This is a genomic window from Ruegeria sp. YTSC199 (genome assembly GCF_059609725.1).
On sequence record NZ_JBXWMF010000018.1, the window covers coordinates 19,405 to 45,414 of the forward strand.

22 protein-coding genes and 1 tRNA gene are annotated in these 26,010 nt (G+C 58.8%); 9 read left to right on the forward strand and 14 right to left on the reverse strand.

Annotated elements, in window-relative coordinates; translation table 11 throughout:
* Positions 1-50: 50 nt before the first annotated feature.
* Positions 51-1,451: a glutamate--tRNA ligase gene (gene gltX, locus AC2FEE_RS17015; RefSeq protein ID WP_496866512.1), complete on the reverse strand. Its 1,401-nt coding sequence runs from the start codon at positions 1,449-1,451 to the stop codon at positions 51-53.
* Between the two features lie 78 nt (positions 1,452-1,529).
* On the opposite strand from gltX, the gene AC2FEE_RS17020 reads away from it, so the two are divergent.
* Positions 1,530-3,581 (forward strand): ComEC/Rec2 family competence protein, encoded by a 2,052-nt coding sequence (locus AC2FEE_RS17020; protein WP_496866513.1) that lies wholly within the window; start codon positions 1,530-1,532, stop codon positions 3,579-3,581.
* Here the strand turns inward: AC2FEE_RS17020 and lexA are convergent.
* The 6 genes from lexA to AC2FEE_RS17050 form a co-directional block, all read right to left on the reverse strand.
* Positions 3,575-4,273 (reverse strand): transcriptional repressor LexA, encoded by a 699-nt coding sequence (lexA, locus tag AC2FEE_RS17025; protein ID WP_480589188.1) that lies wholly within the window; start codon positions 4,271-4,273, stop codon positions 3,575-3,577. The two genes, AC2FEE_RS17020 and lexA, sit on opposite strands and share 7 nt — an antisense overlap.
* Positions 4,274-4,351: 78 nt before the next feature.
* The gene (locus tag AC2FEE_RS17030) at positions 4,352-5,524 is read right to left on the reverse strand and encodes a molybdopterin molybdotransferase MoeA (protein ID WP_496866514.1); all 1,173 of its coding nucleotides are present in this window, start codon (positions 5,522-5,524) and stop codon (positions 4,352-4,354) included.
* Positions 5,521-5,994 (reverse strand): cyclic pyranopterin monophosphate synthase MoaC, encoded by a 474-nt coding sequence (gene moaC / locus AC2FEE_RS17035; protein WP_496866516.1) that lies wholly within the window; start codon positions 5,992-5,994, stop codon positions 5,521-5,523. Before moaC ends, AC2FEE_RS17030 begins: the two co-directional genes overlap by 4 nt.
* Positions 5,994-6,806 (reverse strand): indole-3-glycerol phosphate synthase TrpC, encoded by an 813-nt coding sequence (gene trpC, locus AC2FEE_RS17040; RefSeq protein WP_496866518.1) that lies wholly within the window; start codon positions 6,804-6,806, stop codon positions 5,994-5,996. The genes moaC and trpC overlap by 1 nt, the downstream gene beginning before the upstream one ends.
* Positions 6,803-7,822 carry an anthranilate phosphoribosyltransferase gene (gene trpD / locus AC2FEE_RS17045; RefSeq protein WP_496866519.1) on the reverse strand — a complete coding sequence of 340 codons (1,020 nt, stop codon included), beginning with the start codon at positions 7,820-7,822 and terminating at the stop codon, positions 6,803-6,805. The genes trpC and trpD overlap by 4 nt, the downstream gene beginning before the upstream one ends.
* Entirely contained in the window at positions 7,819-8,400 is a 582-nt protein-coding gene (locus AC2FEE_RS17050; protein WP_496866520.1) for an anthranilate synthase component II, read from the reverse strand. Before AC2FEE_RS17050 ends, trpD begins: the two co-directional genes overlap by 4 nt.
* 75 nt (positions 8,401-8,475) lie before the next feature.
* Between AC2FEE_RS17050 and AC2FEE_RS17055 the strand changes: the two genes are divergently transcribed.
* Positions 8,476-10,089: a divergent polysaccharide deacetylase family protein gene (locus AC2FEE_RS17055; protein ID WP_496866522.1), complete on the forward strand. Its 1,614-nt coding sequence runs from the start codon at positions 8,476-8,478 to the stop codon at positions 10,087-10,089.
* A 45-nt stretch (positions 10,090-10,134) separates the two neighbouring features.
* On the opposite strand, the gene trpE is transcribed toward AC2FEE_RS17055, so the two are convergent.
* The 5 genes from trpE to fabI all read right to left on the reverse strand — a co-directional run bounded on the left by trpE (position 10,135) and on the right by fabI (position 16,103).
* On the reverse strand, positions 10,135-11,646 hold the full coding sequence (gene trpE, locus AC2FEE_RS17060) for an anthranilate synthase component I (protein ID WP_496866524.1): 1,512 nt from the start codon (positions 11,644-11,646) through the stop codon (positions 10,135-10,137).
* Positions 11,647-11,657: 11 nt separating this feature from the next.
* Complete coding sequence (locus AC2FEE_RS17065) at positions 11,658-13,499, reverse strand: SurA N-terminal domain-containing protein (RefSeq protein WP_496866525.1); 1,842 nt, start codon at positions 13,497-13,499, stop codon at positions 11,658-11,660.
* A gap of 79 nt (positions 13,500-13,578) precedes the next feature.
* Positions 13,579-14,754, reverse strand: coding sequence for an aminotransferase (locus tag AC2FEE_RS17070; RefSeq protein ID WP_496866526.1), 1,176 nt, complete (start codon positions 14,752-14,754; stop codon positions 13,579-13,581).
* Positions 14,755-14,781: 27 nt separating this feature from the next.
* Positions 14,782-15,291: a xanthine phosphoribosyltransferase gene (gene gpt / locus AC2FEE_RS17075; protein ID WP_480589168.1), complete on the reverse strand. Its 510-nt coding sequence runs from the start codon at positions 15,289-15,291 to the stop codon at positions 14,782-14,784.
* A gap of 5 nt (positions 15,292-15,296) precedes the next feature.
* Entirely contained in the window at positions 15,297-16,103 is an 807-nt protein-coding gene (fabI, locus tag AC2FEE_RS17080) for an enoyl-ACP reductase FabI (protein WP_496866528.1), read from the reverse strand.
* Positions 16,104-16,238: 135 nt separating this feature from the next.
* Here fabI and pdxH point away from each other — a divergent pair, with 135 nt between their 5' ends.
* The 4 genes from pdxH to AC2FEE_RS17100 all read left to right on the forward strand — a co-directional run bounded on the left by pdxH (position 16,239) and on the right by AC2FEE_RS17100 (position 18,087).
* Complete coding sequence (gene pdxH, locus AC2FEE_RS17085; protein ID WP_496866530.1) at positions 16,239-16,844, forward strand: pyridoxamine 5'-phosphate oxidase; 606 nt, start codon at positions 16,239-16,241, stop codon at positions 16,842-16,844.
* Between the two features lie 142 nt (positions 16,845-16,986).
* Complete coding sequence (locus AC2FEE_RS17090; RefSeq protein ID WP_496866596.1) at positions 16,987-17,493, forward strand: cold-shock protein; 507 nt, start codon at positions 16,987-16,989, stop codon at positions 17,491-17,493.
* 6 nt (positions 17,494-17,499) lie between these two features.
* Complete coding sequence (locus AC2FEE_RS17095; protein WP_496866531.1) at positions 17,500-17,967, forward strand: DUF192 domain-containing protein; 468 nt, start codon at positions 17,500-17,502, stop codon at positions 17,965-17,967.
* 43 nt (positions 17,968-18,010) lie between these two features.
* Positions 18,011-18,087: transfer RNA gene (locus AC2FEE_RS17100), tRNA-Pro, on the forward strand.
* A 10-nt stretch (positions 18,088-18,097) separates the two neighbouring features.
* Here AC2FEE_RS17100 and AC2FEE_RS17105 read toward each other — a convergent pair.
* The gene (locus AC2FEE_RS17105; RefSeq protein ID WP_496866532.1) at positions 18,098-18,532 is read right to left on the reverse strand and encodes a hypothetical protein; all 435 of its coding nucleotides are present in this window, start codon (positions 18,530-18,532) and stop codon (positions 18,098-18,100) included.
* A gap of 534 nt (positions 18,533-19,066) precedes the next feature.
* Here AC2FEE_RS17105 and AC2FEE_RS17110 point away from each other — a divergent pair.
* Complete coding sequence (locus AC2FEE_RS17110) at positions 19,067-22,687, forward strand: vitamin B12-dependent ribonucleotide reductase (RefSeq protein WP_496866533.1); 3,621 nt, start codon at positions 19,067-19,069, stop codon at positions 22,685-22,687.
* A gap of 543 nt (positions 22,688-23,230) precedes the next feature.
* Entirely contained in the window at positions 23,231-23,476 is a 246-nt protein-coding gene (locus tag AC2FEE_RS17115; protein WP_496866534.1) for an EF-hand domain-containing protein, read from the forward strand.
* 52 nt (positions 23,477-23,528) lie between these two features.
* Here the strand turns inward: AC2FEE_RS17115 and AC2FEE_RS17120 are convergent, their stop codons facing one another.
* The gene (locus AC2FEE_RS17120; protein WP_496866535.1) at positions 23,529-25,070 is read right to left on the reverse strand and encodes a trimethylamine methyltransferase family protein; all 1,542 of its coding nucleotides are present in this window, start codon (positions 25,068-25,070) and stop codon (positions 23,529-23,531) included.
* A gap of 418 nt (positions 25,071-25,488) precedes the next feature.
* Between AC2FEE_RS17120 and AC2FEE_RS17125 the strand changes: the two genes are divergently transcribed.
* Positions 25,489-26,007, forward strand: coding sequence for an outer membrane protein (locus AC2FEE_RS17125; protein WP_496866536.1), 519 nt, complete (start codon positions 25,489-25,491; stop codon positions 26,005-26,007).
* The last annotated feature ends 3 nt before the right edge of the window (positions 26,008-26,010 follow it).

Genomic DNA, 26,010 nt, shown 5'->3' on the forward strand with positions numbered 1-26,010 from the left:
GCGCTGACCGGGTCGTAGCGGAGCAGCGTTACCTGAATATGAACCCAGGATTAGTTTGCTGCATCGGAAAGCCGCGCCAGGGTCTCATCGCGCCCCAGCACAAGCATCATGTCAAAAACCGAAGGTGTAACAGTGCGGCCTGCGAGTGCCGCCCTAAGCGGGCCGGCCAGCTTGCCAAACTTGGTCCCCTGTGCCTCTACAAAGGCGTTGAGGGTCTCCTCCAGTTCGTTTCGCGACCAGCTAGCATTTTGCACGTGCGGCGTCAATTCTTTCAGTATACCGTCGGATACAGATTGCAGCGTCTTGGCCGCTTTCTCATCTGGGTCAATAGGGCGGGAAACCAGTACAAAATGTGCTTTTTCAAGCAGTTCCGGGAATGTTCGCGCGCGATCCTTAAGACAATACATCGCACGTTCAAGATCGCTTGATTGCGTCGCAGTCAGACCGGGAAGTTCCGCTGCGTCCAGATAAGCTTCGATTTCCTGCCGCAGTGCAGCGTCATCCGAAACAGCAATGTGTTGCCCGCAGAGATTTTCGAGCTTTTTCAAGTCGAAGCGGGCCGGGCTTTTACCAATTCCGTCCAGATCGAACCACTCTTTCGCCTGTTCGTCGGTAAAAAACTCGTCGTCGCCATGGCTCCAGCCGAGACGGGCCAGATAGTTGCGCATACCTGCCGCAGGGTAGCCCATCGCCTGGTATTCCTGGGCGCCCAACGCGCCGTGACGTTTCGACAGTTTCTTGCCATCGGGTCCGTGAATCAGCGGGATATGTGCCCAGACCGGGACATCCCAGCCCATCGCCTCATAGATCATCATCTGGCGCGCGGCATTGTTCAGGTGGTCGTCACCGCGGATCACATGGGTTACGCCCATGTCGTGATCGTCAACAACCACGGCCAGCATATAGACCGGCGTGCCGTCCGAGCGCAGCAGGATCATGTCGTCCAGCTGATCGTTGCGGATGGTCACGTCGCCCTGCACCTGATCCCGGATCACGGTTGTGCCGTCTTGAGGGGCCTTGATACGGATCGCGAACGGAGCGTCCGGGTGGGTCGCCGGGTCAGCATCACGCCAGGGGCTGCGGAACAGGGTCGACTTTCCCGCGGCCCGGGCCTGTTCGCGGAATTCGGCGATTTCCTCCTGAGTCGAAAAGCACTTGTACGCCTTGCCTTCGGCCAGCAGCTGGTGGGCCACTTCGGCGTGACGCGCGGCACCTTCGAACTGGCTGATCACATCGCCATCATGATCCAAACCCAGCCATTCCATGCCCTGCAGGATCGCCGCAGTCGCCTCGGGGGTCGAGCGTTCACGGTCGGTGTCTTCGATCCGCAGCAGGAACTTGCCGCCGCGCCCACGGGCATACAGCCAGTTAAACAGCGCGGTTCGGGCACCACCGATATGCAGAAAACCGGTGGGCGAGGGGGCGAAACGGGTGACGACCTGATCGGACATTGTGTGGATTAACCTTTTGGTAACCGTGTCTGGCATAGATTGGCGTCTGTCTAACGAGCCCGAAGGACGGGGGCAACCATGCGTGTTCTGGCACGGGTCGAGGCCGCATTGCTGAACCAGACAGGGTATTTGTTTCAGTGGTCACCGGTATGTCTGGCCGTCGGCATTGGTCTGTACTTCAGTCTCCGGTTTGAACCGGGTTGGCAGGTGTATTTGTGCCTGTTGTTGCTGATGTTGGGCCTTGTCTGGACCGGTCGCAGGATGCGAACCGGTTGGGCTGAGTTGGTAATGGGGGGCGCGTTGATCGCGGCAGGTTTTGTACTGGCCGGCGCGCGGGCCCACTCGGTCGCAGAGCCGGTTCTGTCTTGGCGCTATTACGGCCCGGTCGAGGGGCGGGTCGTGGCCATGGATCGCTCTGCCTCGGACGCGTTGCGGGTGACGTTGGACCAGGTGCGCATAGGGGATGTGCCCGAGGACCGCCGCCCGCAGCGCGTCCGGCTTTCACTACATGGCGAACAGGCATCGCTGGCACCGGGCCTAAGGATCATGACCACGGGGCACCTTTCACCACCACAAGGCCCGGTCGAACCCGGAGGGTTTGATTTCCGCCGCCACGCATGGTTTCAGCGTCTCGGCGCGGTTGGATACACCCGCGTTCCGGTGATGACGGTTGCGCCGCCCGGAGAGGCGACCGAAGGAGTGCGTGTCACGGCAATAAGGATGGCCATCTCTGAGCAGGTCCGTTCGATCCTGCCCGGTGAGATCGGTGGGTTCGCCGCTGCGGTTACCACAGGTGACCGCAGTGGTATGGGGCAGGAGACGCTGAAATCGTTGCGCGCATCTAACCTTGCGCATTTGCTAGCGATATCCGGCCTGCACATGGGGCTGCTGACCGGGTTCGTGTTTCTGGTCTGCCGGCTGGCCCTGTCCGCAATTCCCGCCGTGGCCTTGCGTCTGCCCGTGCGCAAGCTGGCGGCACTCTGCGCGCTTGTCGCAGCTGTCATCTATCTGATGCTGTCCGGTGGCAACGTCGCCACCGAGCGGGCCTTTGTCATGGCCAGCGTCATGCTTGGGGCAATACTGATCGACCGTCGAGCAATCTCTCTTCGCGTTGTTGCCGTGGCCGCTTTGATCGTCTTGGTGTTGCGCCCAGAATCTCTGCTGAGCCCCGGTTTTCAGATGTCTTTTGCAGCGACGACCGCGCTTGTGGCAGTGTTCGGGCAATTGCGGGACTATGGTCCATTGCCGGGGCCGAAATGGACGAAACCTATTGCGGGTCTGTTATTGTCATCAGCCATCGCCGGTCTGGCGACAGCGCCAATCGGGGCGGCGCATTTCAACACGATGTCGCATTACGGGTTGCTGGCCAACATGCTCTCGGTACCGGTGATGGGTATGGTTGTGGTGCCAGCGGCCTTTGTTGCGGCGCTGTTGGCCCCGTTCGGGTTGGAGGCACTGGCGCTGCACGTCATGGGGTTGGGGCTGCAGTGGATTCTGAATGTCTCGGACAAGGTCTCTGGCCTGGACGGTGCCCAAGGCTATGTCGTTAGTCCGCCGCACTATGTATTGCCGGTATTTGCCCTCGGTGCATTGTGGATAGCGCTGTGGCGCGGGCGGGCGAAATGGATCGGGGTCGCTCCGGTAGCAGTGGCGTTTTTGCTTTGGGGGCAAGGGCAACGGCCCGAAGTACTGATAGCGGATTCTGGCGGATTGGTGGGCGTCATGACCGAAAAGGGCCGGGCGCTCAGCAAGGAAAAGGGCAGTGGGTTTATTGCGACCGTTTGGCTTGAAAACGACGGCGATGGCGCGGACCAGACCAACGCCGCCCGCCGCTGGCCCGATACGTCCGGCGCGATCCAACGTTATGTCTGGCAGGGCAAGGAACTGGTCCACGTTACCGGAAAACGCGCCGCTCAGGGCTTCGGGGAATGCCGGGAAAACCAGATTGTTGTTTCTGCTGTTCCCTTGGATATCACTGGGGATTGCGGCCTGTTCGACCCGGACCGCCTGAAAGAGACCGGAAGCCTGGCTTTGTATAACGGTCGCATAACAACCAGCCGAGCGGTCATCGGCCATCGTTTGTGGTCCCCGGAGTTGACAGGGGACCGTTATTCAAAAAAGGCTCAATAGCTGCGGATCAGCCCGACCAGTCGCCCCTGTACCTTAACCTTGTCCTCAGGCAGAACACGGGTTTCATAGGCGGGGTTCGCGGCCTCAAGGGCAATGGCGTTTCCGCGGCGGAAAAACCGTTTCAGGGTAGCTTCCTGATCTTCGACCAGAGCAACCACGATGTCGCCGTTATCCGCCACTCTGGTTTCGCGGATGACTACAACGTCACCATCATTGATGCCCGCGTCGATCATCGAATCCCCGCGGACTTCCAACGCATAATGATCACCTTTGCCCGAAACCATGCTGCCCGGAACTGCAACGCGGTGCGACACGTGACTGATCGCTTCAATCGGGACACCTGCAGCGATGCGACCCATAACCGGCAGTTCCATGGCGTCCACGGTGACCGGTTCGAAATTCGCCGGGCGTGGTCCCTCGGGCTTGTCGCCTTCGATGACGCGCGGTTTGAAGGCGACCGTAGGTTCTCCACCCAGGCTTTCCGGTAACTTGACAATCTCAATCGCCCGGGCGCGGTGGGCAAGGCGTCGGATAAAGCCACGTTCTTCCAGTGCCGTAATCAGGCGATGGATGCCGGATTTCGACCGCAGATCCAATGCAGCCTTCATTTCATCGAAACTGGGCGGAACGCCGTCCGCCTGAACGCGTTTGTGGATGAATTCCAACAAATCCAACTGTTTCTTGGTCAGCATTGCTCACACCTCGTCGGTCATGCGTTTTCTTTTGTTCTACGCATGTTCACGTTTTGTGTCAACGGATTTGCACGCCTCCTAAATCGGCAGGTACAGCACTTCATCCCCGGCAGCGCGCGCGGGATCGTGCGGTTTTCGTACCAACAAGGCGTTTGCCTGCGCCAGAACGCTTAGCAGTGAGCTGTCCTGATCGGTGCAGGCGCGAATGCCGCTGTCGTCCAATATCGCGCGCATATAGTGTTCACGCGGGCCGTTTTCGGTGATCGGTTCGGCCAGACGGGCACGTTGAAATGGCGCCAGAATCTGTTCAATACCCAACATGCGACGCACCATCGGAACCAGAAAGAGATAGCCGCAAACCATTGCGCTCACAGGATTTCCCGGCAGGCCGACCATTGCGGCAGTGCCTAGCCGACCGGCCATCAGAGGTTTCCCCGGCCGCATTCGGATTTTGTAGAAGGACCGCTCCATTCCCAGCGATTCCGAGACATCCGCTACAAGGTCATATTCGCCGACCGATGCGCCGCCGATGGTAACGACCAGATCGGCACCCTTTGCCAGCCCAAAGGCGGTTTCAAGCGAGGCGACGGTGTCGCGAGCAATCGGCAGGATACGCACCTGCGCGCCTGCGTTTTCCAGCAGGGCTTTCAGGCCAAAGGTATTCGAGGCGATGATCTGATCGGGGCCGGGGGTTTCGCCCGGCATGACCAGTTCGTCCCCGGTCGAGATCAACGCGACGACGGGTTTGCGCGTGACCGGTGCGACTGGAATATTCATGGCCGCCATCAACGCAATGTCCTCGGGGCGCAGTACGCGCGGCGCCGAGATTTGCGTGCCGCTTTGAAAATCGATACCGGCCGGGCGGATGTTGGACTTGGTGCCGGGTTCGTCTGTGATCGTCAGCAGATCGCCGCGACGGTCGGTATCTTCTTGAATAACAACGAAATCTGCGCCATTTGGTATCGGAGCGCCGGTGAATATACGCACGGCCTGGCCTGGCCCGACGGTGCCTTCGAAACGACGACCGGCCGCGGACTCACCGATGACTTTGAACATCGCGTGCAGTTCGACCTCGGTCGCTTTCAGTGCATAGCCATCCATCGAAGATGCGGCAAAAGGCGGCTGATCGCGGGTGGCGCTGACGTCTTGCGCCAGAACGCGCCCGGAGGCATCGACAAGCGGAACAGCTTCAGCGCTCAGTGGGGAAACGAGATCAAACAGCAGCGCCCGGGCGTCTTCAACCGTAATCATTTCGCCTCGTAACGCCCTGATTTACCACCGTCTTTTAATAAAACCCGGAGGCCGCCGATTTCCATCGCCTTATCTACGGCCTTGATCATGTCATAGACGGTCAGCGCGGCGGTTGAGGCGGCGGTCAGGGCCTCCATCTCAACCCCGGTCTGGCCCGACGTCTTGACGGTTGCCTCGATCTGAACACCGGGCAGATCAGGGTCCAGCGTCAGTTCGACGGCCACTTTGGTGATCGGCAGAGGGTGGCACAGCGGAATCAGTTCGGGCGTTTTCTTTGCGCCCATGATACCGGCCAGCCGTGCAACGCCCAGAACGTCACCTTTTTTGGCGCGGCCTTCAGAAATCAGATCAAAGGTTTCCTGCGCCATTTTGATGTGGGCGGCTGCAACTGCCACCCGGTCGGTGACAGCCTTGTCTGACACATCGACCATGTGCGCCTGTCCCTGAGCGTCAAAATGGGTCAGTGGCATCACATCACTCCGGGGATCAGCGGGTTTGCCAGCAATTGACGTGTTGCAGTGGTGACATCGTCCTGACGCATCAGGCTTTCACCTATCAGGAAACAACGCGCGCCATAGCGGGCGATATCGGCCAGGTCTGCGGGCGTGCTCAGGCCGCTTTCACATACGATAGTCCGGTCACCCGGTACCAGTTTCGACAACCGGCGCGTGGTATCAAGCGAGGTCTCGAAGGTCTTGAGATTGCGGTTGTTTATCCCGATCAGAGGGCTTTTCAACTGTGTTGCGCGCACCAGTTCGGCCTCGTCATGAACCTCGATCAGGACGTCCATGCCCCAGTCGAACGCGGTTTGTTCGAGTTCAGCCGCCTGGCTGTCCTCGACCGAGGCCATGATAATCAGAATGCAGTCCGCACCCAAAGCGCGCGCTTCGATCACCTGATAGGGGTCGTACATGAAGTCCTTGCGCAAGGCAGGCAGCGACGTGGCCGCGCGGGCTTCGGTCAGATACTCTTTGGCGCCCTGAAAGCTGGGCGTGTCGGTCAGCACCGACAGACAAGCCGCGCCGCCTTCCTCATAGGCTTTGGCCAGCACGGGCGGGTCAAAATCCGGACGAATCAACCCTTTGGAGGGGCTGGCTTTTTTGACCTCTGCGATCAGACCATAGCCCTTGCGCGTGGCCGTCTGCAGGGCAGCAGCAAAACCACGAATCTCAGGGGCGAACCTGGCTTCGCCCTCCAGAACGTTCAGAGGTTTCTCAGCCTTGTCTGCGGCAACCTCCTCCAGTTTATAGGCTTTGATCTTGTCCAGTACCGTCTCTGTCATGCGGCCTCCTGAGTCATTCGGGCCAGTGCGGCGATTTTTTCTTTGGCTTTTCCGCTGTCGATACTTTCGACGGCCTTGGCTACCCCGTCCTTGAGGTCGGTGGCAGCGTCTGCGACGATCAGTGCGGCGGCTGAGTTCAGCAGCACCGCATCGCGATAGGCCGAGGGCTGCCCATCCAGCAGGGCACGGAAGGCAACGGCGTTTTCTTCGGGCGTGCCGCCAAGGATATCCTCGAACGGGTGCACTGGAAGGCCTGCGTCCTCGGGGTGAAGCTCGACCTCTTTGACAATGCCGTCCTCAAGGGAGGCGACCCAACTGATGCCGGTGATGGTCAGTTCATCGGTGCCATCGGACCCGTGTACGAGCCAGGCGTGGTCCGAGCCCAACAGGCCAAGTGTTTCTGCCATCGGGCGGATCAAATCGCGGCTGAAGGCTCCGGTCAGTTGGCGTTTAACACCGGCCGGGTTGGTAAGCGGGCCGAGGATGTTGAAAATCGTGCGGGTGCCAAGCTCCTGCCGAGAGGGCATAACATGGGCGATAGCCGGGTGGTGCATCGGCGCCATCATGAAGCCGATGCCGACTTCTTCCAAAGCCTTTTCAACAGTTTCCGGGCCAACCATCACGTTTATTCCCAGCTGCCCCAAGGCGTCCGCAGCGCCGGATTTCGAGCTGAGATTGCGATTGCCGTGCTTTGCCACGGTGACACCGGCCCCGGCCACAACAAAGGCCGTAGCGGTCGAGATGTTCAGCGTTCCCTTGCCGTCCCCCCCGGTGCCGACAATATCCATTGCACCAGTGGGCGCACTGACGGCGTTGCACTTTGCGCGCATCACAGCGGCAGCAGCGGCGTACTCCTCGACCGTTTCACCTCGGGTGCGCATTGCCATCAGCAATCCGCCAATCTGGCTGGGGGTGGCTTCACCTTCAAACAGGATTGCGAAGGCTTGTTCGGCCTCGTCGCGGGTCAAAGACCGGTCGGCGGCGGCTCCGATCAGCGGTTTCAGAGCGTCGCTCATGCGGGTACTTTCATCTCGGACAGGAAATTCTTGAGCAGGGCGTGGCCGTGCTCGGAGGCGATGGATTCCGGGTGGAACTGAACGCCGTGGATGGGCAGCTCTTTGTGCTGCAAGCCCATGATGGTGCCGTCTTCCAGCTCGGCCGTGACCTCAAGACAGTCGGGCAGAGTATTGGGATCAACCACCAAAGAATGATAGCGGGTCGCCTCAAAGGGCGAGGGCAGCCCGGCGAAGACACCTTTGCCGGTATGGTGCATCGTACCCATTTTGCCGTGTACGATTTCGTGGCAGCGGATCACGTCTCCCCCAAAGGCCTGTCCGATGGCCTGATGCCCGAGGCAAACGCCCATCAGTGGCGTTTTCGTTTCAGCCGCTGCCTCGGTCAGGGCCAGGCATATGCCAGCCTGATCCGGATCACAGGGACCGGGGCTCAGCAGGATGCCCGCCGGGTTCATGGCCATGGCTTCCTGAACATCCAAAGCATCATTCCGCCGAATGACCATTTCGGCGCCAAGTTCGCCTAAATAGTGTACGAGGTTGTAAGTAAACGAGTCGTAGTTGTCGATCAGCAGCAGCATTTGGGCACTTGTCTCGGCTTGGGCATTTCGGGCTGGCGATACAGCCCCGGGCCACGGTATAATGTCGGGACATACATGCTCAGGCTTGCGCGGCAGCGTCAAGGGGACATCCGGTTCCTGGCGTCTGGGCAAGCAAATGCCGCAGCAGACGGCGAACATGCGATCGAAGCAGGACCAGGACGAGAGGCAATTGTTATGGGCGGATTTGTCGGTGGAATGATCGTGGGAACGGTCGTTGTTCTTGTATTGGGGGCAGTGTTGTCTCTGAACACGCCTCTGACGAAAAAACCGGAAGTGGCGGTGTCAGCTCCGGAACCCGCAGCGGCAGAGGTTCCCGACACCACTGCAGAGGCGACCGACGCCGTTGGCGATTCAGATGTGTTGGACCTGCCGCCAACCGAACCCGAATCCACCTTTGACCAAACCGACACGTTGGCTGAACTGGCGGATGTCGAGATCCAGCCCGAGGCCCAGCCCCGGGTGAATGAACACGCTGCACAGGCTGATGAGCCCGTCGCAGCCCGTTCAACGCCTGTTTCCGTGTCGACAGAGGCACCTGTTGCGCCGCAGGCACCACCATTGGTGCAGGTATCGCCCAACGCCGAGGCTTTGCCCGAGGTGTCGCTGGATGCGCCCGAAGCTCAGCCTGAACCGGTCGTCGAGGTTGAACCCCAGCCGGTCCCCGAAACCGTTAACGTTGAATCTCAACCCGTACCCGAAGTTGCGCCGGAGACAGAACCTGCCGTTACCGATGTTGCGCCGGATGCCGAACCCGAGGTGGCCGACACCAGTGCGCCAGAAGCAGAAACAAATCCCTTCGAGAATAGCCCGATTGCGGTCGAAGGCGACGAAGATGCAGCACCGCGCGATTTGCCCCGGATAGCATCCGTTCCCCAGATCGGAGGAGAAGGTGAAGTCGCCGCAGCTCCCAGCGTTGGTAGACGTGTTTTGCCCCTGACCGAACGTGATGATGTTGAACAGGTTACCGATACGGCCACTGATGTGGTTGTTCCGGGCAAACCGATCGAGGCCTACGCCGCCGATTTTGAAAACCCTGAAGCCAAGCCTTTGATGTCAATAATCCTGATCGACGACGAGGGCGCTTTCGGCGCCGAAGCGTTGCAGGACTTCCCATACCCGTTGACCTTTGCGGTCAGCCCCTCTGATCCGGAAGCCGCCGAAAAGATGAACAAGCACCGCGAGGCCGGTTTCGAAGTTTTGGCGCTGGCTGATCTGCCCGAAGCCGCCAGCGCGCAAGACGCCGAAGTCTCGCTGGCCGTTTGGCTCGATACGCTGCCAGAGACAGTGGGTATCCTTGAGGGCGTGGAATCGGGCATTCAGGGCAATCGTAAACTGGCCGATCAGGTGGCTGCAATTGCCGCCGGTACCGGGCGGGGTTTGGTCACGCAGGATAATGGGCTGAACACCGTGCAGAAGCTGGCGGCGCGGAATGGCGTGCCGTCGGGCGTGATCTTCCGTGATATCGACGGCGCGCGTCAGGATCCCAAGATCATGCGCCGTTTCCTGGATCAGGCCGCATTCCGCGCCGGGCAGGAAGGTACCGTCGTGATGTTGGGTCGACTGCGCCCCGACACAATCTCGGCGCTGCTGCTATGGGGACTCGAGGATCGGGGCAACCGCGTCGCAATGGCACCGATTTCCGCAGTGATGATGAAAGAGGTTCAGTAAACGCTGAACGCTTTTACGGCTGACCGAAGCGGTCAGCCGTTTTTCTTAGCTGTTGCCGGAACCGGTAAACCGCGCGGCATCAGCTGCAGCGCGGCGGATGGCGTTCGATTTGTGGACGGTCTCCATGTATTCGTATTCGGGGTCGCTGTCGTAAACGACACCGCCACCGGCCTGAATATACAGTTTGTGATCCTTCACGATGGCTGTCCGCAGGGCGATACACATGTCCATGTCGCCACCGGCGCTGAAATACCCCACGCCGCCGCCATAGACACCGCGCTTTTCGGGCTCCAGCTCGTCGATGATCTCCATCGCGCGAACTTTCGGTGCGCCCGAGACGGTGCCCGCAGGCATCCCGGCAAAAAACGCATCCAGCGCGTCCTTGTCTTCGGCCAGCTCGCCAACCACGTTCGAGACGATGTGCATCACATGGCTGTAGCGTTCGATGATGAACTCTTCGGTCGGGCGCACGGTACCAATTTTGGCTACCCGGCCCGTGTCATTGCGGCCCAGATCCAGCAACATCAGATGCTCGGCCAGTTCTTTCTTGTCAGCCAGCAGGTCGGCCTCGTTGGCCTTATCTTCTTCGGGCGTCGCGCCACGGGGGCGGGTGCCGGCGATCGGGCGGATCGTGACCTCATCGCCAAAGACACGCACCAGAATCTCTGGGCTGGCACCGACGACCTGAAAGCCGCCGAAGTTGAAATAGAACATGAAGGGCGATGGGTTGGTGCGCCGCAGAGACCGATAAAGCGCAAAAGGCGGCAGCGGGAAGTCCTGCGTCCAGCGCTGCGCCGGGACAACCTGAAAGATGTCGCCCGCGCGGATGTATTCCTTGGCCTTTTCAACCGCTTCCATATAGCCGGACTTGGTAAAGTTCGACACCGGCGGCGCAATCTCGGACGCGTCCCCCAGATCGCGGGTTTCAGCGGGCATGGCGCGTTCCAGATCGCGCACCGCGTCCATCACACGCTCGGCGGCCTGCGCATAGGCGGCCTTGGCCGATTGCCCTTCGGCCACCCAGGCGGGGGAGACGACCGTGACCTCTCCCTTGACGCCGTCCAGGACGGCGATCACCGACGGGCGCAGCATGATCGCATCAGGCAGGCCCAGCGGGTCGGGGTTCACGTCCGGCAGGTATTCCACCAACCGCACCATGTCATAGCCCAGATAACCGAACAGCCCCGCCGCCGCTTGTGGCAGGTCGTCGGGCAGCGCGATCCGGCTTTCGGCCAACAACGCGCGAAAGTTGTCCATCGGGTTGCCGTCCTGAGCGTCGAACGCTTCGGCATCGAAGCGAGCCGTGCGGTTCAGTTCGGACGTTTCCCCGCGACACCGCCAGATCAGGTCCGGCTTCAATCCTATGATCGAGTAGCGCCCCCGGATTTCTCCGCCGGTCACGGATTCCAGAATGAACGCGTCTTTATGCGCGCCGGTCAGCTTGAGCATCAGGGACACGGGCGTATCCAGATCAGCCGCCAGACGGGTATAAACGACCTGGTTTTCACCAGCCTCATAGGCGCGGGCGAAACTGTCAAACTCGGGTGTCAGGGCCATCTCGGTCTCTTCTAGTAGCTCGATTGCACGGCGTTCAGCGCGCGCTGATCGATCACCGGGCGGGCGCGGGCCTGCGCGTCGCGCACATAGGCGTCAAAGATGTTCTGGGCCAGCGCCTGATTCAACTGAGCCTCAAGCGCGGTCTGGGCCTGACGCAGCTCGTCGGTTTCGGCGGGCGGCAGCAACTCTTCCAGACGGACGATGAACGCGGAACCTTCACCGGAAACGGTCCGCAACTCGCCGGGTTCCATTTCGAATACCTGCACCATGAAATCCGCAGGCACATCCTCCAGAAACGCGGTGCGGGTCAGGGCGTTTTCTACGCGAAACGGCAAGCCGGTGGTGGTGAAGTCGCCATCCTCTTTCAATTGCTTCAGGACCTCATTGGCCTGTACTTCCAGTGCCTTATTTGTCTCAGCCTGCGTCCATGCAGCCACCACGCGTTCACGGGCGCTGTCCAGCGGCTCGGGGCGTTGAGGCAGAACCTCGTTTAGGCGCAGGGCAAAGATCGAACCGTCTTCCAGGAACGCGACCTCGGGGAAATCACCTTCTTTCACCGCCTCGGCGGCGGTGCGGAAACCGTCATAGGCCGCAACGCCATCGTCGCTTTGACGGGTCCAGTCGATCTGGCCCAGTTCCATCTCAGTCTCTGAGGTCAATTCTTCCAGAGTGGCACCTCCGGCCAGCATGTCATTGATGTCTTCAGCCTGTGCTTCGATCTGACGGCGGGCACGGTCGGCGGCCAGTTCCTCGCGCAGGGCGGGGGCGGCGTCTTCGAACAAGGTTTTGCTTTCAGCCAGCGAGCCATTGATGCGGAACAATGCGGGGCCAAAGGTCGAGGGCAGTGGACCTACAACAGTGTCCACATCGGCGGCAAAGACGGCATCGGCTGCTTCGCCCAGATCCTCGCGGGTCACGTCGCCAAGGTCGATATCGCTGAGTTCCAGCTGGCGATCGCGTACCAATTGTTCAAACGTAGCGCCGCCGACCTCAAGCTGAGCTATCGCGGTTTTCGCGGCCTCCTCGCTGGGATAGGTCAGGCGTTCAACCAGGCGACGTTCAGGCTGGTGGAACTCAGACTCGCGCTGGTCATACAGCCGACGCACCGAGTCCTCATCAACCTCGACGCTGTCCAGCAGCATTTCGGGCGAAAGGATGGCATAGGTCAGTTGTTTAGTACGGGGCAGGGTGAATTGATCCGTGTTCTCGTCATAGTAGGTCTGAATCTGCTCATCCGTGGGCGCGGCGACAGGTGTGGTCAGGGCGTCAGGCCCGACGGTGGCCACGGTAAAGCTGCGGCGGGCACCGACATAATCGGTCAGGACTTGCGTCAGGACCGACGGCATTTCAACGCCGCTGACAACTGCGTTCTGCACGATGGTACGCGAGGATTCCTTGCGCAGATCCGATTCGAACTCGGTATCCGTCATCCCGACCTGTTCCAACTGAAACTGATAGGCGTCACGGTCAAACGTACCATCGACACCCTGAAAGGCCGGAATGGCAACGATTTCCTTTTGCAGGTTCTCGTCTCCAATCGAAATGCCCAACTCGCCAACTTCGTTGTCCAACGCGGCCAGAGCGGTCAGGCGCGACAAGGCCAATTGGTCCAGCCCGAACTCATGCGCCTGCGACATTTGCAGCGGCTGGCCGGTCTGGCTCTCGACCGCGCGGATTTCGCGCTGCAGCTCACGGACATACTCGTTGATCGAAACCTCTTCGTTCCCCACCTGCGCAACGGTGCGCACGGTGCCGGTAAGGCTGGTTGCGCCAAAGCCTGCAAGGCCCAGCATCAATAGGCCCATGAGAATCCAGACAAAGGTCTTCGATAGGTTTTTCATGCCTGCGGCCATGGTGCCCTCTTATTCTGTGGCAAGTTACTGCCCTGTCGATTGCGGCCCTGAATACGATGCACGCCGCCGGGGAGCAAGCTCAGAAGGACAAGGCCTGCAGCCGGTCAAACAATTGAGCGATTCCGGCACGGTCGAGATTGGCAAAGGCGATGCGGACCTGACGTTTTCCCTCTGGGTCATTTGCGGGCATGAACATCGTACCGGGCAGCAGCAGGATACCGGCTTCGGGCACCAGATGACGCGCCAGTTCGTCCGAGGGAATATCAAACGGGTGCTCGAAATAGGCGAAATAGGCCCCAAGCCCCAACAGGCGCCAACCCTTGCTGTCCAGACGGGGCAGCTCTTCCTGAATCTCGGCACGACGGTCGAGGATTTCTGCGCGTTCTCCGGCTACCCATTGCGACAGATTCTTCATTCCCCAGAGCGCTGCGAACTGGCCGATCTGGCTGGGGCAGATTGCTACCGTGTCCAGAAACTTCTCGATTTCCGCCAGTAGGTCCGCGCCGGTTGCAATCGCGCCGACGCGGTGGCCGGTCAGTCGATAGGCTTTGGAAAACGAATAGAGATGGACCAGCGTATCCTGCCAACCCGGTTGGCTGAACAGATCATGCGGCGGGCCGTTGCGGCTGTCGAAGTCGCGATAGGTTTCATCGACCAACAGGCGAATACCGGTCTCGCGCGCAAGATCATAGAAGGCGTGAACCAGTTCACTCGGGTATTCCACGCCGCCCGGATTGTTCGGGGTGACCAACGCAATGGCGCGGGTCTTGTCGGTGATTAAGGCGCGGGCCGCATCGGGATCGGGCAGCAGATCATCACCGGTTTTCAGATCGATGGCGTGTACGCCCGCCATGTCCAGCCACATTTTGTGGTTGAAATACCATGGGGTTGGCAGGATGACTTCGTCGCCTTCGTCTGTGATTGCCGAGATCGCCGCCGCAAAGGCTTGATTGCAGCCTGAGGTTATTGCGACCTGATCCGCCGTGACTTCTGCGTTGTAATGCTGGCTGATCTGTGTCGCGAGCTCCGCGCGCAGTTCGGGATTTCCCAGAACCGGCCCATACAAATGCGCGCTGTCCTCGGTCACTGCAAACTCGGCCATGGCCTGACGCAGCGCCAAAGGTGGCGGATCGACCGGCGCGGCCTGGCTGACATTGATCAGAGGCCGGTACTCGGGAAACACTACGCCCTCCAGCCAACGTCGCGCCTCCATCACCGGAGGGGCGAATGTGGCGGCGGTGCGTGTCCGGTTCATGCGTGGTCCTGGATGTTCAGCAGAAGATCAGTCGGTGCCGCGATAGGGCTCGACATATTGCAGGGCCATATCCCACGGGAAGAAGATCCACGTGTCCTGGCTGACCTCGGTGATGAACGTGTCCACCATCGGGCGCCCTTTGGGTTTGGCATAGACCGTTGCGAAATGTGCCTTTGGGTACATCGCGCGGACCAGTTCCAGGGTTTTACCGCTGTCGACCAGATCGTCGATTATCAGAATACCCTCACCATCACCCATCAGGTCAGCGTCGGGGGCTTTCAGCACCTCGGCTTCACCCTGCGCCTGATGGTGGTAAGAGCGTACGCTGACCGTGTCGACGGTACGGATATCCAATTCACGGCTGACGATCATCGCGGGCGCCATGCCGCCGCGTGTGATGGCGACAACGGCGCGCCATGCGCCGTCATCCGGGCCTTGACCGTCCAGCCGCCACGCCAAAGCGCGCGAGTCGCGGTGAATCTGGTCCCAGCTGATGTGAAAGCCTTTTTCGTGGGGCAGGCGGTCTTTGGCGCTCATTGTTCTTAACCTTTTTCAACGTCCGGGGCGTCGACGGCCTTCATGCCGACGATGTGATAGCCCGAATCTACGTGCAGATTCTCACCGGTGACGCCGCTGCTGAGATCGGACAGCAGATACAGCGCCGACTTGCCTACATCGTCGATGGTCACGTTGCGGCGCAGGGGCGAGTTATATTCGTTCCACTTCATGATATAGCGGAAGTCCCCAATGCCGCTGGCCGCCAGTGTCTTGATTGGACCCGCCGAGATTGAATTGACGCGGATACCATCCTTGCCCAGATCCTCGGCCAAGTATTTGACGGACGCTTCCAGCGCCGCCTTGGCCACACCCATCACGTTATAATGCGGCATCACCTGTTCGGCACCGTAGTAGGTCAGGGTAATGGCGCTGCTGCCTTCGGACATCATCTTTTCAGCCCGCTGCATTACAGCCGTGAAGGAGTAAACCGACACATCCATGGTCAGCTTGAAATTCGCCCGGCTGGTATCGACGTAACGGCCGCGTAGCTCGTTCTTGTCCGAGAAGCCAATCGCGTGAACGATGAAGTCCAGTTTGCCCCAGTTTTCTTCCAGTGACGAGAACAACGCATCAATCGACGCCTCATCGCTCACATCGCAGGGCAGGACGATTTCGCTGCCCAGCTGCGCTGCCAGCGGATCGACTCGCTTTTTTAATGCATCGCCCTGATAGGAAAAGGCAAGTTCGGCTCCGGCTTCGGATAAAGCGCGGGCAATTCCCCATGCGATCGATTTATCATTGGCCAGTCCCATGATGAGGCCGCGCTTTCCGGCCATCAACTGATTTGACATGTTCGGTTCTCCGCCTGTCTTCGCGTAATGTTGAGTTGGTTTATGCCATTGGATGCGCTGCTTCAAGGCCACGAACTCTTGCCCACAGCGGGTTCTCGCCCTAGGGTGGTTAACAAAAGTTTCCGGGGGATGGAAATGACCGAGCGTGGTGGCATTTTTGCCGGCGCTGATCCGTTTGAGATTTCGGATCGGTGGCTGTCAGAGGCCAAAGACAGCGAATTGAATGATCCCAACGCCATAGCGTTGGCAACCGTGGACCCGGATGGCATGCCCAATGTGCGCATGGTGCTGTTAAAAGAGATCGAATCCGATGCCTTCGTGTTTTACACCAATTACGAAAGCACCAAAGCCACCGAGCTTGAATCAGCAGGCAAAGCGGCATTTGTCATGCACTGGAAATCATTGCGGCGGCAAATCCGGGTTCGTGGTACAATCACAAGGGAAAACGGGCCGCAAGCCGATGAGTATTATGCGTCCCGCTCATTGAAGAGTCGACTTGGGGCATGGGCCTCAAAGCAGTCCCAGCCCCTTAGCAGCCGGTCTGCCCTGATGGCAGAGGTTGCCAAGGTGACCGCGAAACTGGGGCCGAATCCTCCGCGGCCGCCGTTCTGGGGCGGATACAGGCTGGTACCGACCGAGATCGAATTTTGGGCCGATGGTGCCTTCCGGCTGCATGACAGGTTCCAGTGGCGCCGGGATCAAGTGGGCTCGGCGTGGGAAGTACAGAGGTTGAATCCATGACGTTCGCGTATCGTGAAATGCAACGAGCAGGAAACAAAGGGTTTTTTCAGCTTGAATTTGCGCGTCATTCCCATACACATCGGACCCTTAACGAACTGTTAAAATTCGCGATGGGAAAACCGTGCCAGAAGATCTGAACAACATGTACCGCGTCCGTGGACACGTAAAATGGTTCGACCCTGCCAAGGGGTACGGGTTCGTTGTGTCTGACGAAGGCGGTCCGGATATTCTGTTGCATGTAAATGTGTTACGTAATTTCGGGCAAAGTTCTGTCGCCGATGGTGCCGGGATCGAGATCATGACCCACCGCACCGACCGCGGTGTTCAGGCGGTCGAGGTAATCAGTGTCGATCCACCCGTACGGACCGACTCGATGATGCTGGCGGATTTTGCCGAGCTTGATCCTGTTGTGATAGCCGAAGCGCCGCTTGAGGCTGCACGGGTTAAATGGTTCGATAAGGGCAAGGGGTTTGGTTTCGCCAATGTTTTTGGCCGGAACGAAGATGTATTCCTGCATATCGAAGTGTTGCGCCGGTCCGGTCTTGCCGACCTGCAACCGGGCGAGGCGCTGGCGATGCGCGTCATCGATGGCAAACGCGGGCGTATGGCGGCTCAGGTCCTGGCCTGGGAAGCCGCATTGGACGACTGATTTTTCATGACCAGACTAATCGCGGTTCTTGCAAGTATAACAATGCTGTGGACCGGAGAGGCTCTGGCCGCGTGCCGGGACGACCGTGTCGGTCTGCGTAACGACAAGACACAAATTACCTTCAATGTTGAACTGGCTATAAGCCCGCAGGACAGGGTACGCGGTCTGATGTTTCGCGAGTCGTTGCCGCAGCGGTCCGGAATGTTGTTCGTGTTCGACCCGCCGCAGAGGGTCGCGTTCTGGATGAAGAACACTCTGATTCCCCTGGATATCATTTTTCTGGACCGCACCGGAACCGTGACCCGCGTGCACGAAAATGCGATTCCCGGCGATGAGACGCAGATTGAAGGCGGCGATTCGGTCTTTGCGGTTCTGGAAATCAATGGTGGGCTGGCGGCCCGCTACCTGATTACGCCGGGAACACAGATGCAGCACGAAATTTTTTTGCAGGGCCCTGCAATTTGGCCCTGTTAGGGCTTTTCAAATCAGAACGGCACGTTTAGGAAGGCGCACGGTCCGGGGCGTGGCGCAGTCTGGTAGCGCACCTGTTTTGGGTACAGGGGGTCGTAGGTTCGAATCCTGCCGCCCCGACCACTTCTTTCCTTTACGTGGGTGAACCACCCATCACCTGGAACAGCGCGCCAAGCGCCTGATCCAGGGTTTTGCTTTCCACCGGAACATTGACCGCAGGTCCAGTCTTCTGAGGCACATTAAAGAACAGCTCTGCATCTACGCGGTAACCCGTGGTGTTCTTGGTCGATGTCATACGCATGACGCTTTTGGGAAGGTTCTGCGGATATCCATCATAGTTGAGAATCAGAAATGCGGTTGTGTCGGGCGGCAGCAACTCGGTGCATTCATAGACCCGATTCCCGATCTTCTGGAACCGCTCACCGGGTCCGGCACATTGCGTTTCGAACGTATCGAAAAGCCGCTTGGGATATGTGTCGAACTGCGCGCTGCGCGTTGGAGGGGGCACATCTTGTGGTGCGCAGGCCACGGTCAACGCCAATACGGGAAGCAAGCGAAACACCAACATCGAACCTGACCTCCCTTGATCAACCGTTTTAAACTAAATGCACTTTGTCCACCCCACCGACGGGTGGCGTTATGATTCTTGTTCAGCCTACCCACCTTACTACCGGTTTATCAAATGCCGGTAACTGTGCCGAGAAAAACAGTTAATTCCGCTGTGAGAGTTTCACGCTACACCGGGCTGGCGGTGGATGAACCTGTGGAGGAATCGCAATCCGTCAGCAGACAGCGCTCCGAAACTCTTTGGTCAATAAAAAAGATTTCGAAAATGACTGAAAAATGACATTGACGATCTATGGCTGAATACGCCAAGTTGTATGGGCCAAAAGGAATGCCACTAAATCTGGTAGAATAACCAGAAAAGAGCATAGGGCGAGGGTCGGAAAGCACATCTATTAAACGTGCAACCGTACGAACGGTTTCGCGCTGTCAAAAGCAGCGCCCGGCCGTTTGCGTCCAAAATTTCTGGCACGGCTGACGGAGCGCTGAATTGCCCCTGACGCCAACGGACAAGTTGATTGAAGCTAGGGCTGCGGACATGAAGATTGACAGAAAATTCACCAAATCGGGGCAGGACGCATACGCAGATCTTGACTTTGTCTCTGCGACATCGGAAATCCGGAACCCGGACGGCACCATTGTGTTTCGCCTCGACGAAATCGAAGTTCCCGCAAAGTGGAGCCAGGTGGCGAGCGACGTCATCGCGCAGAAGTATTTCCGAAAGGCTGGCGTCCCCTCCGTTCTGAAAAGGGTCAGGGAAAAGGACGTTCCTGAATTCCTGTGGCGCTCGGTTCCCGCGGAAGGTGCTGAATTTGGTGGCGAAACCTCCTCGAAACAGGTCTTCGACCGACTAGCAGGTGCTTGGGCTTACTGGGGCTGGAAGGGCGGCTACTTCTCGACCGAGGAGGACGCGCGTGCCTACTTTGACGAGATGCGTTACATGCTGGCGACGCAGCGCGCTGCGCCGAATTCACCTCAGTGGTTCAACACAGGTCTGCACTGGGCCTATGGAATCGATGGCCCGGCACAGGGTCACCACTATGTCGACTACAAGACCGGCAAGCTGACCAAGTCGAAATCTGCTTACGAGCATCCGCAGCCGCATGCGTGCTTTATCCAGTCGGTCGATGATGATCTGGTAAACGAAGGCGGCATCATGGATCTGTGGGTGCGTGAGGCGCGCCTGTTCAAATACGGCTCGGGCACCGGGACCAACTTCAGCCATCTGCGTGCAGAAGGCGAGGCGTTATCGGGTGGCGGCAAGTCCTCGGGCCTCATGGGCTTTCTCAAGATCGGCGACCGCGCCGCTGGCGCGATCAAATCAGGCGGAACAACCCGTCGAGCAGCAAAGATGGTAATCGTCGATGCTGATCACCCTGACATCGAGAAATTCATCGAATGGAAGGTGATCGAAGAGCAAAAGGTGGCCTCGATCGTTGCCGGATCGAAGATGCACGAGAAGATGCTGAACGGCATTTTCGAGGCCATCCGCTCATGGGATGGTGCGCAGGACGATGCGTATGATCCCAACAAGAATGACAGCCTGAAGAAAGCGGTTCGCGAAGCGAAAAAGGTAGCGATCCCAGAGACTTACATCAAGCGCGTGCTGGATTACGCCAGGCAGGGTCACGACAGCATCGAATTCCCAACCTACGATACGGACTGGGATTCGGAAGCGTATAGCTCGGTCTCGGGCCAGAACTCGAACAACTCGATCCGCGTGACCAACGCATTCCTGACCGCTGTCGAAAAAGACGCAGATTGGGAACTGATCAACCGCACCGATGGCAAGGTTGCCAAAACCGTCAAGGCGCGGGACCTGTGGGAAAAGGTTGGTCACGCCGCATGGGCCTGTGCCGATCCGGGCATTCAGTTCCACGACACTGTCAACGAGTGGCACACATGCCCCGAGGATGGCGAGATTCGCGGCTCGAACCCGTGCTCTGAGTATATGTTCCTCGATGACACGGCCTGTAACCTTGCGTCGATGAACCTGCTGACCTTCCTCAAGGATGACGAATTCCAGGCGGCGGACTATATGCACGCTTCGCGTTTGTGGACCCTGACGCTGGAAATCTCGGTGACGATGGCGCAATTCCCGTCCAAGGAAATCGCGCAACTGTCCTATGACTTCCGTACCTTGGGTCTGGGTTACGCGAACATCGGCGGCCTGCTGATGAACATGGGCTACAGCTATGACTCGGATGAGGGCCGGGCGATCTGTGGCGCGCTGAGCGCGATCATGACCGGCGTGGCTTATGCGACATCGGCTGAGATTGCTGGTGAGCTTGGCCCGTTCAAGGGCTACGAACGCAACGCCGACCACATGCTGCGCGTCATCCGCAACCATCGCCGTGCGTCACAGGGTGTGACCAATGGCTATGAGAAACTGGCCGTGAAACCGGTGCCCCTAGATCATGGCAACTGCCCGGACAAACGTCTGATCGATCTGGCGATGTCGGCTTGGGACGAAGCGTTGAACCTCGGTGAAAAGAACGGTTACCGCAACGCGCAGGCCACTGTGATCGCGCCGACCGGTACTATTGGTCTGGTTATGGATTGCGATACCACTGGGATCGAGCCTGACTTTGCGCTGGTGAAGTTCAAGAAGTTGGCCGGTGGTGGCTACTTCAAGATCATCAACCGCTCGGTACCTTCTGCGCTGGAAAAGCTGGGCTACTCTTCGTCTCAGATCGAAGAGATCGTTGGCTACGCCGTTGGCCACGGCACCATCGGCAACGCACCGGGCATCAACCACACCTCGCTGACCGGTCACGGCTTTGGCCCGAATGAGTTGGCCAAGGTGGACGCCGCGCTGGAGAGCGCCTTCGACATTCGTTTCGTCTTCAACCAGTGGACGCTGGGCGAGGATTTCTGTACCGGCGTTCTGGGCATTCCGGCAACAAAGCTGAATGACCCGACCTTCGACCTGTTGCGCCATCTTGGCTTTACCAAGGCGGATATCGACGCGGCTAACGACCATGTCTGCGGGACGATGACGCTGGAAGGGGCTCCGCATCTGAAGGAAGAGCACTACTCGATCTTCGACTGCGCCAACCCGTGCGGCAAGAAAGGCAAGCGTTTCCTTGGAGTTGATAGCCACATCACAATGATGGCGGCGGCGCAAAGCTTTATCTCGGGTGCGATCTCGAAAACGATCAACATGCCGAATGATGCGACCATCGAGGATTGCCAGAAGGCGTATGAACTCAGCTGGTCGCTGGGTGTGAAGGCCAATGCGCTGTACCGCGACGGCTCGAAACTGTCGCAACCTCTGGCGGCGGCTCTGGTCGAGGACGACGACGAGGCGGCAGAGGTGCTGGAAAGCGGATCGGCGCAGGAAAAAGCCGTTGTTCTGGCTGAAAAAGTGATCGAGAAGGTTGTGGTCAAGGAAATGATCCGCAGCCATCGCGAGAAACTGCCGCATCGCCGCAAGGGATACACGCAGAAGGCGATCGTTGGCGGCCACAAAGTGTACTTGCGGACCGGTGAGTTTGAGGACGGCAAGCTGGGCGAGATTTTCATCGACATGCACAAGGAAGGCGCTGGCTTCCGGGCGATGATGAACAACTTTGCCATTGCGGTCTCGGTCGGCCTGCAATATGGCGTGCCACTGGAAGAGTTTGTAGACGCCTTTACCTTCACCAAGTTCGAACCGGCTGGCATGGTGCAGGGCAACGACTCGATCAAAAACGCGACGTCGATCCTGGACTACATCTTCCGCGAACTGGCCGTGTCCTATCTGGACCGAACCGATCTGGCCCATGTGAAACCCGAAGGCGCAACCTTCGACGATCTCGGTCGGGGCGAGGAAGACGGTTTGTCCAATGTCTCGGAGATCAGTGAAAGTGCGGCCTCCAAATCACTGGAAGTACTGAAACAAATCAGCTCGACGGGTTATCTCCGCAAACGACTGCCGCAGGATTTGGCCGTATTCAACGGCGGTCATGTCGAGGTCAGCGGTATGTCTGAGACCGCAGCCTCGTTCGAGGCGCCGGTCGCAGAAACGGCAGTTGCAACCGGAATGGATGCACGCACCAAAGCCAAAATGCAGGGGTATGAGGGTGACCCTTGCGGCGAATGCGGAAACTACACGCTGGTGCGCAACGGCACCTGCATGAAATGCAACACCTGCGGTGCAACCAGCGGGTGTAGCTAAGCCAACCGCCCCGGCAACCCGGGGCGCAGGGGTCGGAACGCTGCCTAAGTAACCGGCCCCGACGAATACGGAGCAAGGCGCTGAGACTTACCATCGATGCCTTGGTCCACTCGGCCGACATGCCCGTGTTGGCCGGGAACAGGGTGGGGCGGAATATTTGCTCTTTCCCACTCTCTCACGGGGCGGGTGCGCTCGTCCCATGCGCAGTCCAGGCCGCAGGCAAAAAAACACCGGGCGGTCAACGAAATGAGCCTGGAAGGCGAAACTGACAGGGGGCTTCGGCCCCCTTTCTTTTTAGCAGCGGCTTCGGTGGGAATTTGAGCAGAGCTTTGCCGGATTGTGCATGCCTCGTCGGGCAAGACCCGCCGAAAGCGGATTGACTAGTTTTTTCCGGCGGTTGACCGCAGACGCGACTCTGTCAAACACGCGGAGATTGGCGCGAAAATGGAAACAATCCTCAATGCAGGTGACATGGTATCCCGTTGCGGTGTTTCTGATGCTGTCCGGACGCAAAACGCAAAAACTCTATCAGGAGGCATCACAATGAAACCGCAAATTCTGACCGCTATCTCTGTTCTCGCACTTGGACTGCCGACGTTGGCCGTCGCACAATCCTCGGCTGACGCCAACGACGATGGCGTACTGACAATCGAAGAAGTGCAGGCCGTGTTGCCTGAGGTCGACGCAGACGGTTTCTCGGCGATGGACGCAAACGGTGACGGCGCACTGGATGAGGCCGAGATCGCCGTGGCACAGGAAGCCGGGTTGCTGCCGGCGACTGACGGCTAACCCTGAAATAGAAAGCGGCCAGAGAAACTCTGGCCGCTTTTACAATGCCTTATCAGGCGAGGTGAATATCGAACTTCGCGCGAATCTCGGCATCCAGCAGCGGGTCAAACCGGGCTGGAGACGGGGATGACAGAATCTCTTCTTTCCGCTTGATCGCTTTCTCGATCAGATCCGGTTTACCAAGTTCCACCCATTCTTTGGGCGAGGTCCGGTCTCCGAAGACCGGGTAGACGTAGTCCGCCTGCATTCGGCTGAGCGTTGCGTCGGTACCCAGGTAATGTCCCGGCCCGCCCATGCAGACCTCGGCGATCTGGTCCAACGCCAGCGTTTCATCGTTGACTTCGATTCCCCGCACACAGCGCTGCGCCTGACCGATCAGGTCGTCGCTGAGGACAAGGCTTTCCAAGCAGAAGCCCAGCAATGAGGCGTGCATACCTGCCGCTTCGTACACCATGTTCACACCCGACAGCCCGGCCATGACGTTCGAGCACATCTGCTCCCATCCGGCCTGCATGTCGGGCATCTTCGAGTCGGATGCTCCAGCGGCGGCACCGCCGGGCAGATCGTAGAACCGGTGCATCTGGGCGCAGCCTGCAGTCAGTAGAGCCTGTTCGCCGGACCCTATCGACATGGCGCCGGTGCGCAGGTCCAGACCAAAGGGCCAAGTGCCAAAAATCGCCGGGGCACCGGGACTTACGGCGTTTACGTAAACCAGACCGGCCAGGCATTCCGCCGTGGCCTGAGTGATCGCACCGGCGATTGTCGAAGGGGCGGTTGCGCCCGCCATCCCGGCCGAAAGCAGCAACACGGGCATTCCACCCTTTATGCAAAGCTCCATAACTTCGCAGCTTTCGGTGGCGAATTTCATCGGTGGCACGACAAAGCAGTTCGAATTCGAAACGAACGGACGCTCTCGGTACTTATCCTCACCACCGGCGATCATGTAGATCATCTCCAGTGCGGGGGGGACGTGGCTGGGTTCCGTGAAGGATGTGCCGATATGTTTGAACGTGCCCGAGCAGCTGGCGTAGATCGTGTTCAGATCCATTTCCAGGTTGTCGGAAATGTCACGGCAGACCATCGGTCGCTGAACAAAGTGAATGTTTTCAAGCTGTTCACAAATACGGGATGCGTCATGAAGGTCCTGCACCGTTGAGTCCCGATACTCATTGCCGTGAACATCAACCACGCTGACGGCCGCGCCCGCCGTTCCGTAGTGAACCTTGGTGCCGGACAGGTCCAGATCGGTTTTGCCATCCCGGCTGTACAATGTGACCGAGCGGTTTGCCTTGGCGATCGTGTCCTCGACCAGGGCGCGGGGAAAGCGGATTCGGCCATCATCGCCCAATGCGCAGCCGGCGCCGACCAGGTAATCGATCCCGCTTTGCGGCGCGTCGGCCAGGCCGATGGTTTCCAATGCAGTCAGCGCGGCCTCGTGGATGCGTTCGATCTGTGCCTGGGTCAGCACATTGAGAGCGCCGCCCTCCATACCGGGGCGGATGGGGCGCAGGTGTTCGGGCAGTGCGGACGCACGGGCCGCACGGCGCGCGGCGCGTCCGCCGCTACGGGAGGAGTTTCGGGTTTGATCGTTCATGGGTAAGTTTCCAATAGAAAAGGCGTCAGAAGGCGAGTGTTCTTACGCCTTTATTGGTCGCCCTCGCGCCGCGCGCCCACGGTCGGCACCAATGGTGCGACTGATCAGCCGAATTTTCCAAACTTCGTTATGCATTTGGATCCTCACATATTGGCGATCAGTATTCCCGTGTGCACCAGTGCTTTCTGTTCTGTTTGCGACCTGAGGGTCCAAAAACGAAGCTGTGACGCATGTGTCACGGCGATTGTTCGGTTTTGAAAGAATTTTCTCTGTTAAGTCAGAATTCTGTTATAGTTCCTTCACTTATTTAAGAGTGGTTCGTGATCTCAATTGAATATTAATGATTGCAAACCAGGTTTCTAAGTTACGTTGACCCAAAAGACCAAAGTTCCGACGATAGGTTTTTTAGGAGAGTTTAATGAAAGCCCATAAGGCCCTCAGTCTCATTTTGGTGGCGAGCATCGCAGCCCCCGCAATGGCTGAGGATTGGACCGGGGCTTATGCCGGATTCAGCTTTGGATATGCAGAAGCCGACGGTCCGAACGGATCAAGCGGCAATGACACGGCCTTTGGCACTCATATCGGCTATGACCGGGAATTCGGCAACTTTGTTCTGGGTGGTGAACTGGAATATAATCGCCTGTCCCTGAGTCTGGGCGACGGAGAGGGAAGTCTGGACAGCATGACTCGCCTGAAGTTGCGTGGCGGTTATGATTTCGGTGGTGCCTTGGGTTACGTGGTGGTTGGCGCAGCCCGATTGGATGCCTCGGTCGATAACGACACTGCCGCCGTCTACGGGATCGGTGTGGCCTATCCCATCAACGACCGCTTTGTGATCAGCGGTGAAGCATTGCGGCAGGATTTTGACGATGTCACCCGGACCGATGGCGGGTTGGATTCGAGTGTCTTCAACCTGCGCACATCCTTCCGATTCTGACAC

What these genes read in the sequence shown, in the direction of transcription:
- gltX (WP_496866512.1), bottom strand. Translation starts at nt 1,451, where the DNA reads ATGTCCGATCAGGTCGTCACCCGTTTCGCCCCCTCGCCCACCGGTTTT.
- AC2FEE_RS17020 (WP_496866513.1), top strand. Translation starts at nt 1,530, where the DNA reads ATGCGTGTTCTGGCACGGGTCGAGGCCGCATTGCTGAACCAGACAGGG.
- lexA (WP_480589188.1), bottom strand. Translation starts at nt 4,273, where the DNA reads ATGCTGACCAAGAAACAGTTGGATTTGTTGGAATTCATCCACAAACGC.
- AC2FEE_RS17030 (WP_496866514.1), bottom strand. Translation starts at nt 5,524, where the DNA reads ATGATTACGGTTGAAGACGCCCGGGCGCTGCTGTTTGATCTCGTTTCC.
- moaC (WP_496866516.1), bottom strand. Translation starts at nt 5,994, where the DNA reads ATGCCACTGACCCATTTTGACGCTCAGGGACAGGCGCACATGGTCGAT.
- trpC (WP_496866518.1), bottom strand. Translation starts at nt 6,806, where the DNA reads ATGACAGAGACGGTACTGGACAAGATCAAAGCCTATAAACTGGAGGAG.
- trpD (WP_496866519.1), bottom strand. Translation starts at nt 7,822, where the DNA reads ATGAGCGACGCTCTGAAACCGCTGATCGGAGCCGCCGCCGACCGGTCT.
- AC2FEE_RS17050 (WP_496866520.1), bottom strand. Translation starts at nt 8,400, where the DNA reads ATGCTGCTGCTGATCGACAACTACGACTCGTTTACTTACAACCTCGTA.
- AC2FEE_RS17055 (WP_496866522.1), top strand. Translation starts at nt 8,476, where the DNA reads ATGCTCAGGCTTGCGCGGCAGCGTCAAGGGGACATCCGGTTCCTGGCG.
- trpE (WP_496866524.1), bottom strand. Translation starts at nt 11,646, where the DNA reads ATGGCCCTGACACCCGAGTTTGACAGTTTCGCCCGCGCCTATGAGGCT.
- AC2FEE_RS17065 (WP_496866525.1), bottom strand. Translation starts at nt 13,499, where the DNA reads ATGGCCGCAGGCATGAAAAACCTATCGAAGACCTTTGTCTGGATTCTC.
- AC2FEE_RS17070 (WP_496866526.1), bottom strand. Translation starts at nt 14,754, where the DNA reads ATGAACCGGACACGCACCGCCGCCACATTCGCCCCTCCGGTGATGGAG.
- gpt (WP_480589168.1), bottom strand. Translation starts at nt 15,291, where the DNA reads ATGAGCGCCAAAGACCGCCTGCCCCACGAAAAAGGCTTTCACATCAGC.
- fabI (WP_496866528.1), bottom strand. Translation starts at nt 16,103, where the DNA reads ATGTCAAATCAGTTGATGGCCGGAAAGCGCGGCCTCATCATGGGACTG.
- pdxH (WP_496866530.1), top strand. Translation starts at nt 16,239, where the DNA reads ATGACCGAGCGTGGTGGCATTTTTGCCGGCGCTGATCCGTTTGAGATT.
- AC2FEE_RS17090 (WP_496866596.1), top strand. Translation starts at nt 16,987, where the DNA reads ATGTACCGCGTCCGTGGACACGTAAAATGGTTCGACCCTGCCAAGGGG.
- AC2FEE_RS17095 (WP_496866531.1), top strand. Translation starts at nt 17,500, where the DNA reads ATGACCAGACTAATCGCGGTTCTTGCAAGTATAACAATGCTGTGGACC.
- AC2FEE_RS17105 (WP_496866532.1), bottom strand. Translation starts at nt 18,532, where the DNA reads ATGTTGGTGTTTCGCTTGCTTCCCGTATTGGCGTTGACCGTGGCCTGC.
- AC2FEE_RS17110 (WP_496866533.1), top strand. Translation starts at nt 19,067, where the DNA reads ATGAAGATTGACAGAAAATTCACCAAATCGGGGCAGGACGCATACGCA.
- AC2FEE_RS17115 (WP_496866534.1), top strand. Translation starts at nt 23,231, where the DNA reads ATGAAACCGCAAATTCTGACCGCTATCTCTGTTCTCGCACTTGGACTG.
- AC2FEE_RS17120 (WP_496866535.1), bottom strand. Translation starts at nt 25,070, where the DNA reads ATGAACGATCAAACCCGAAACTCCTCCCGTAGCGGCGGACGCGCCGCG.
- AC2FEE_RS17125 (WP_496866536.1), top strand. Translation starts at nt 25,489, where the DNA reads ATGAAAGCCCATAAGGCCCTCAGTCTCATTTTGGTGGCGAGCATCGCA.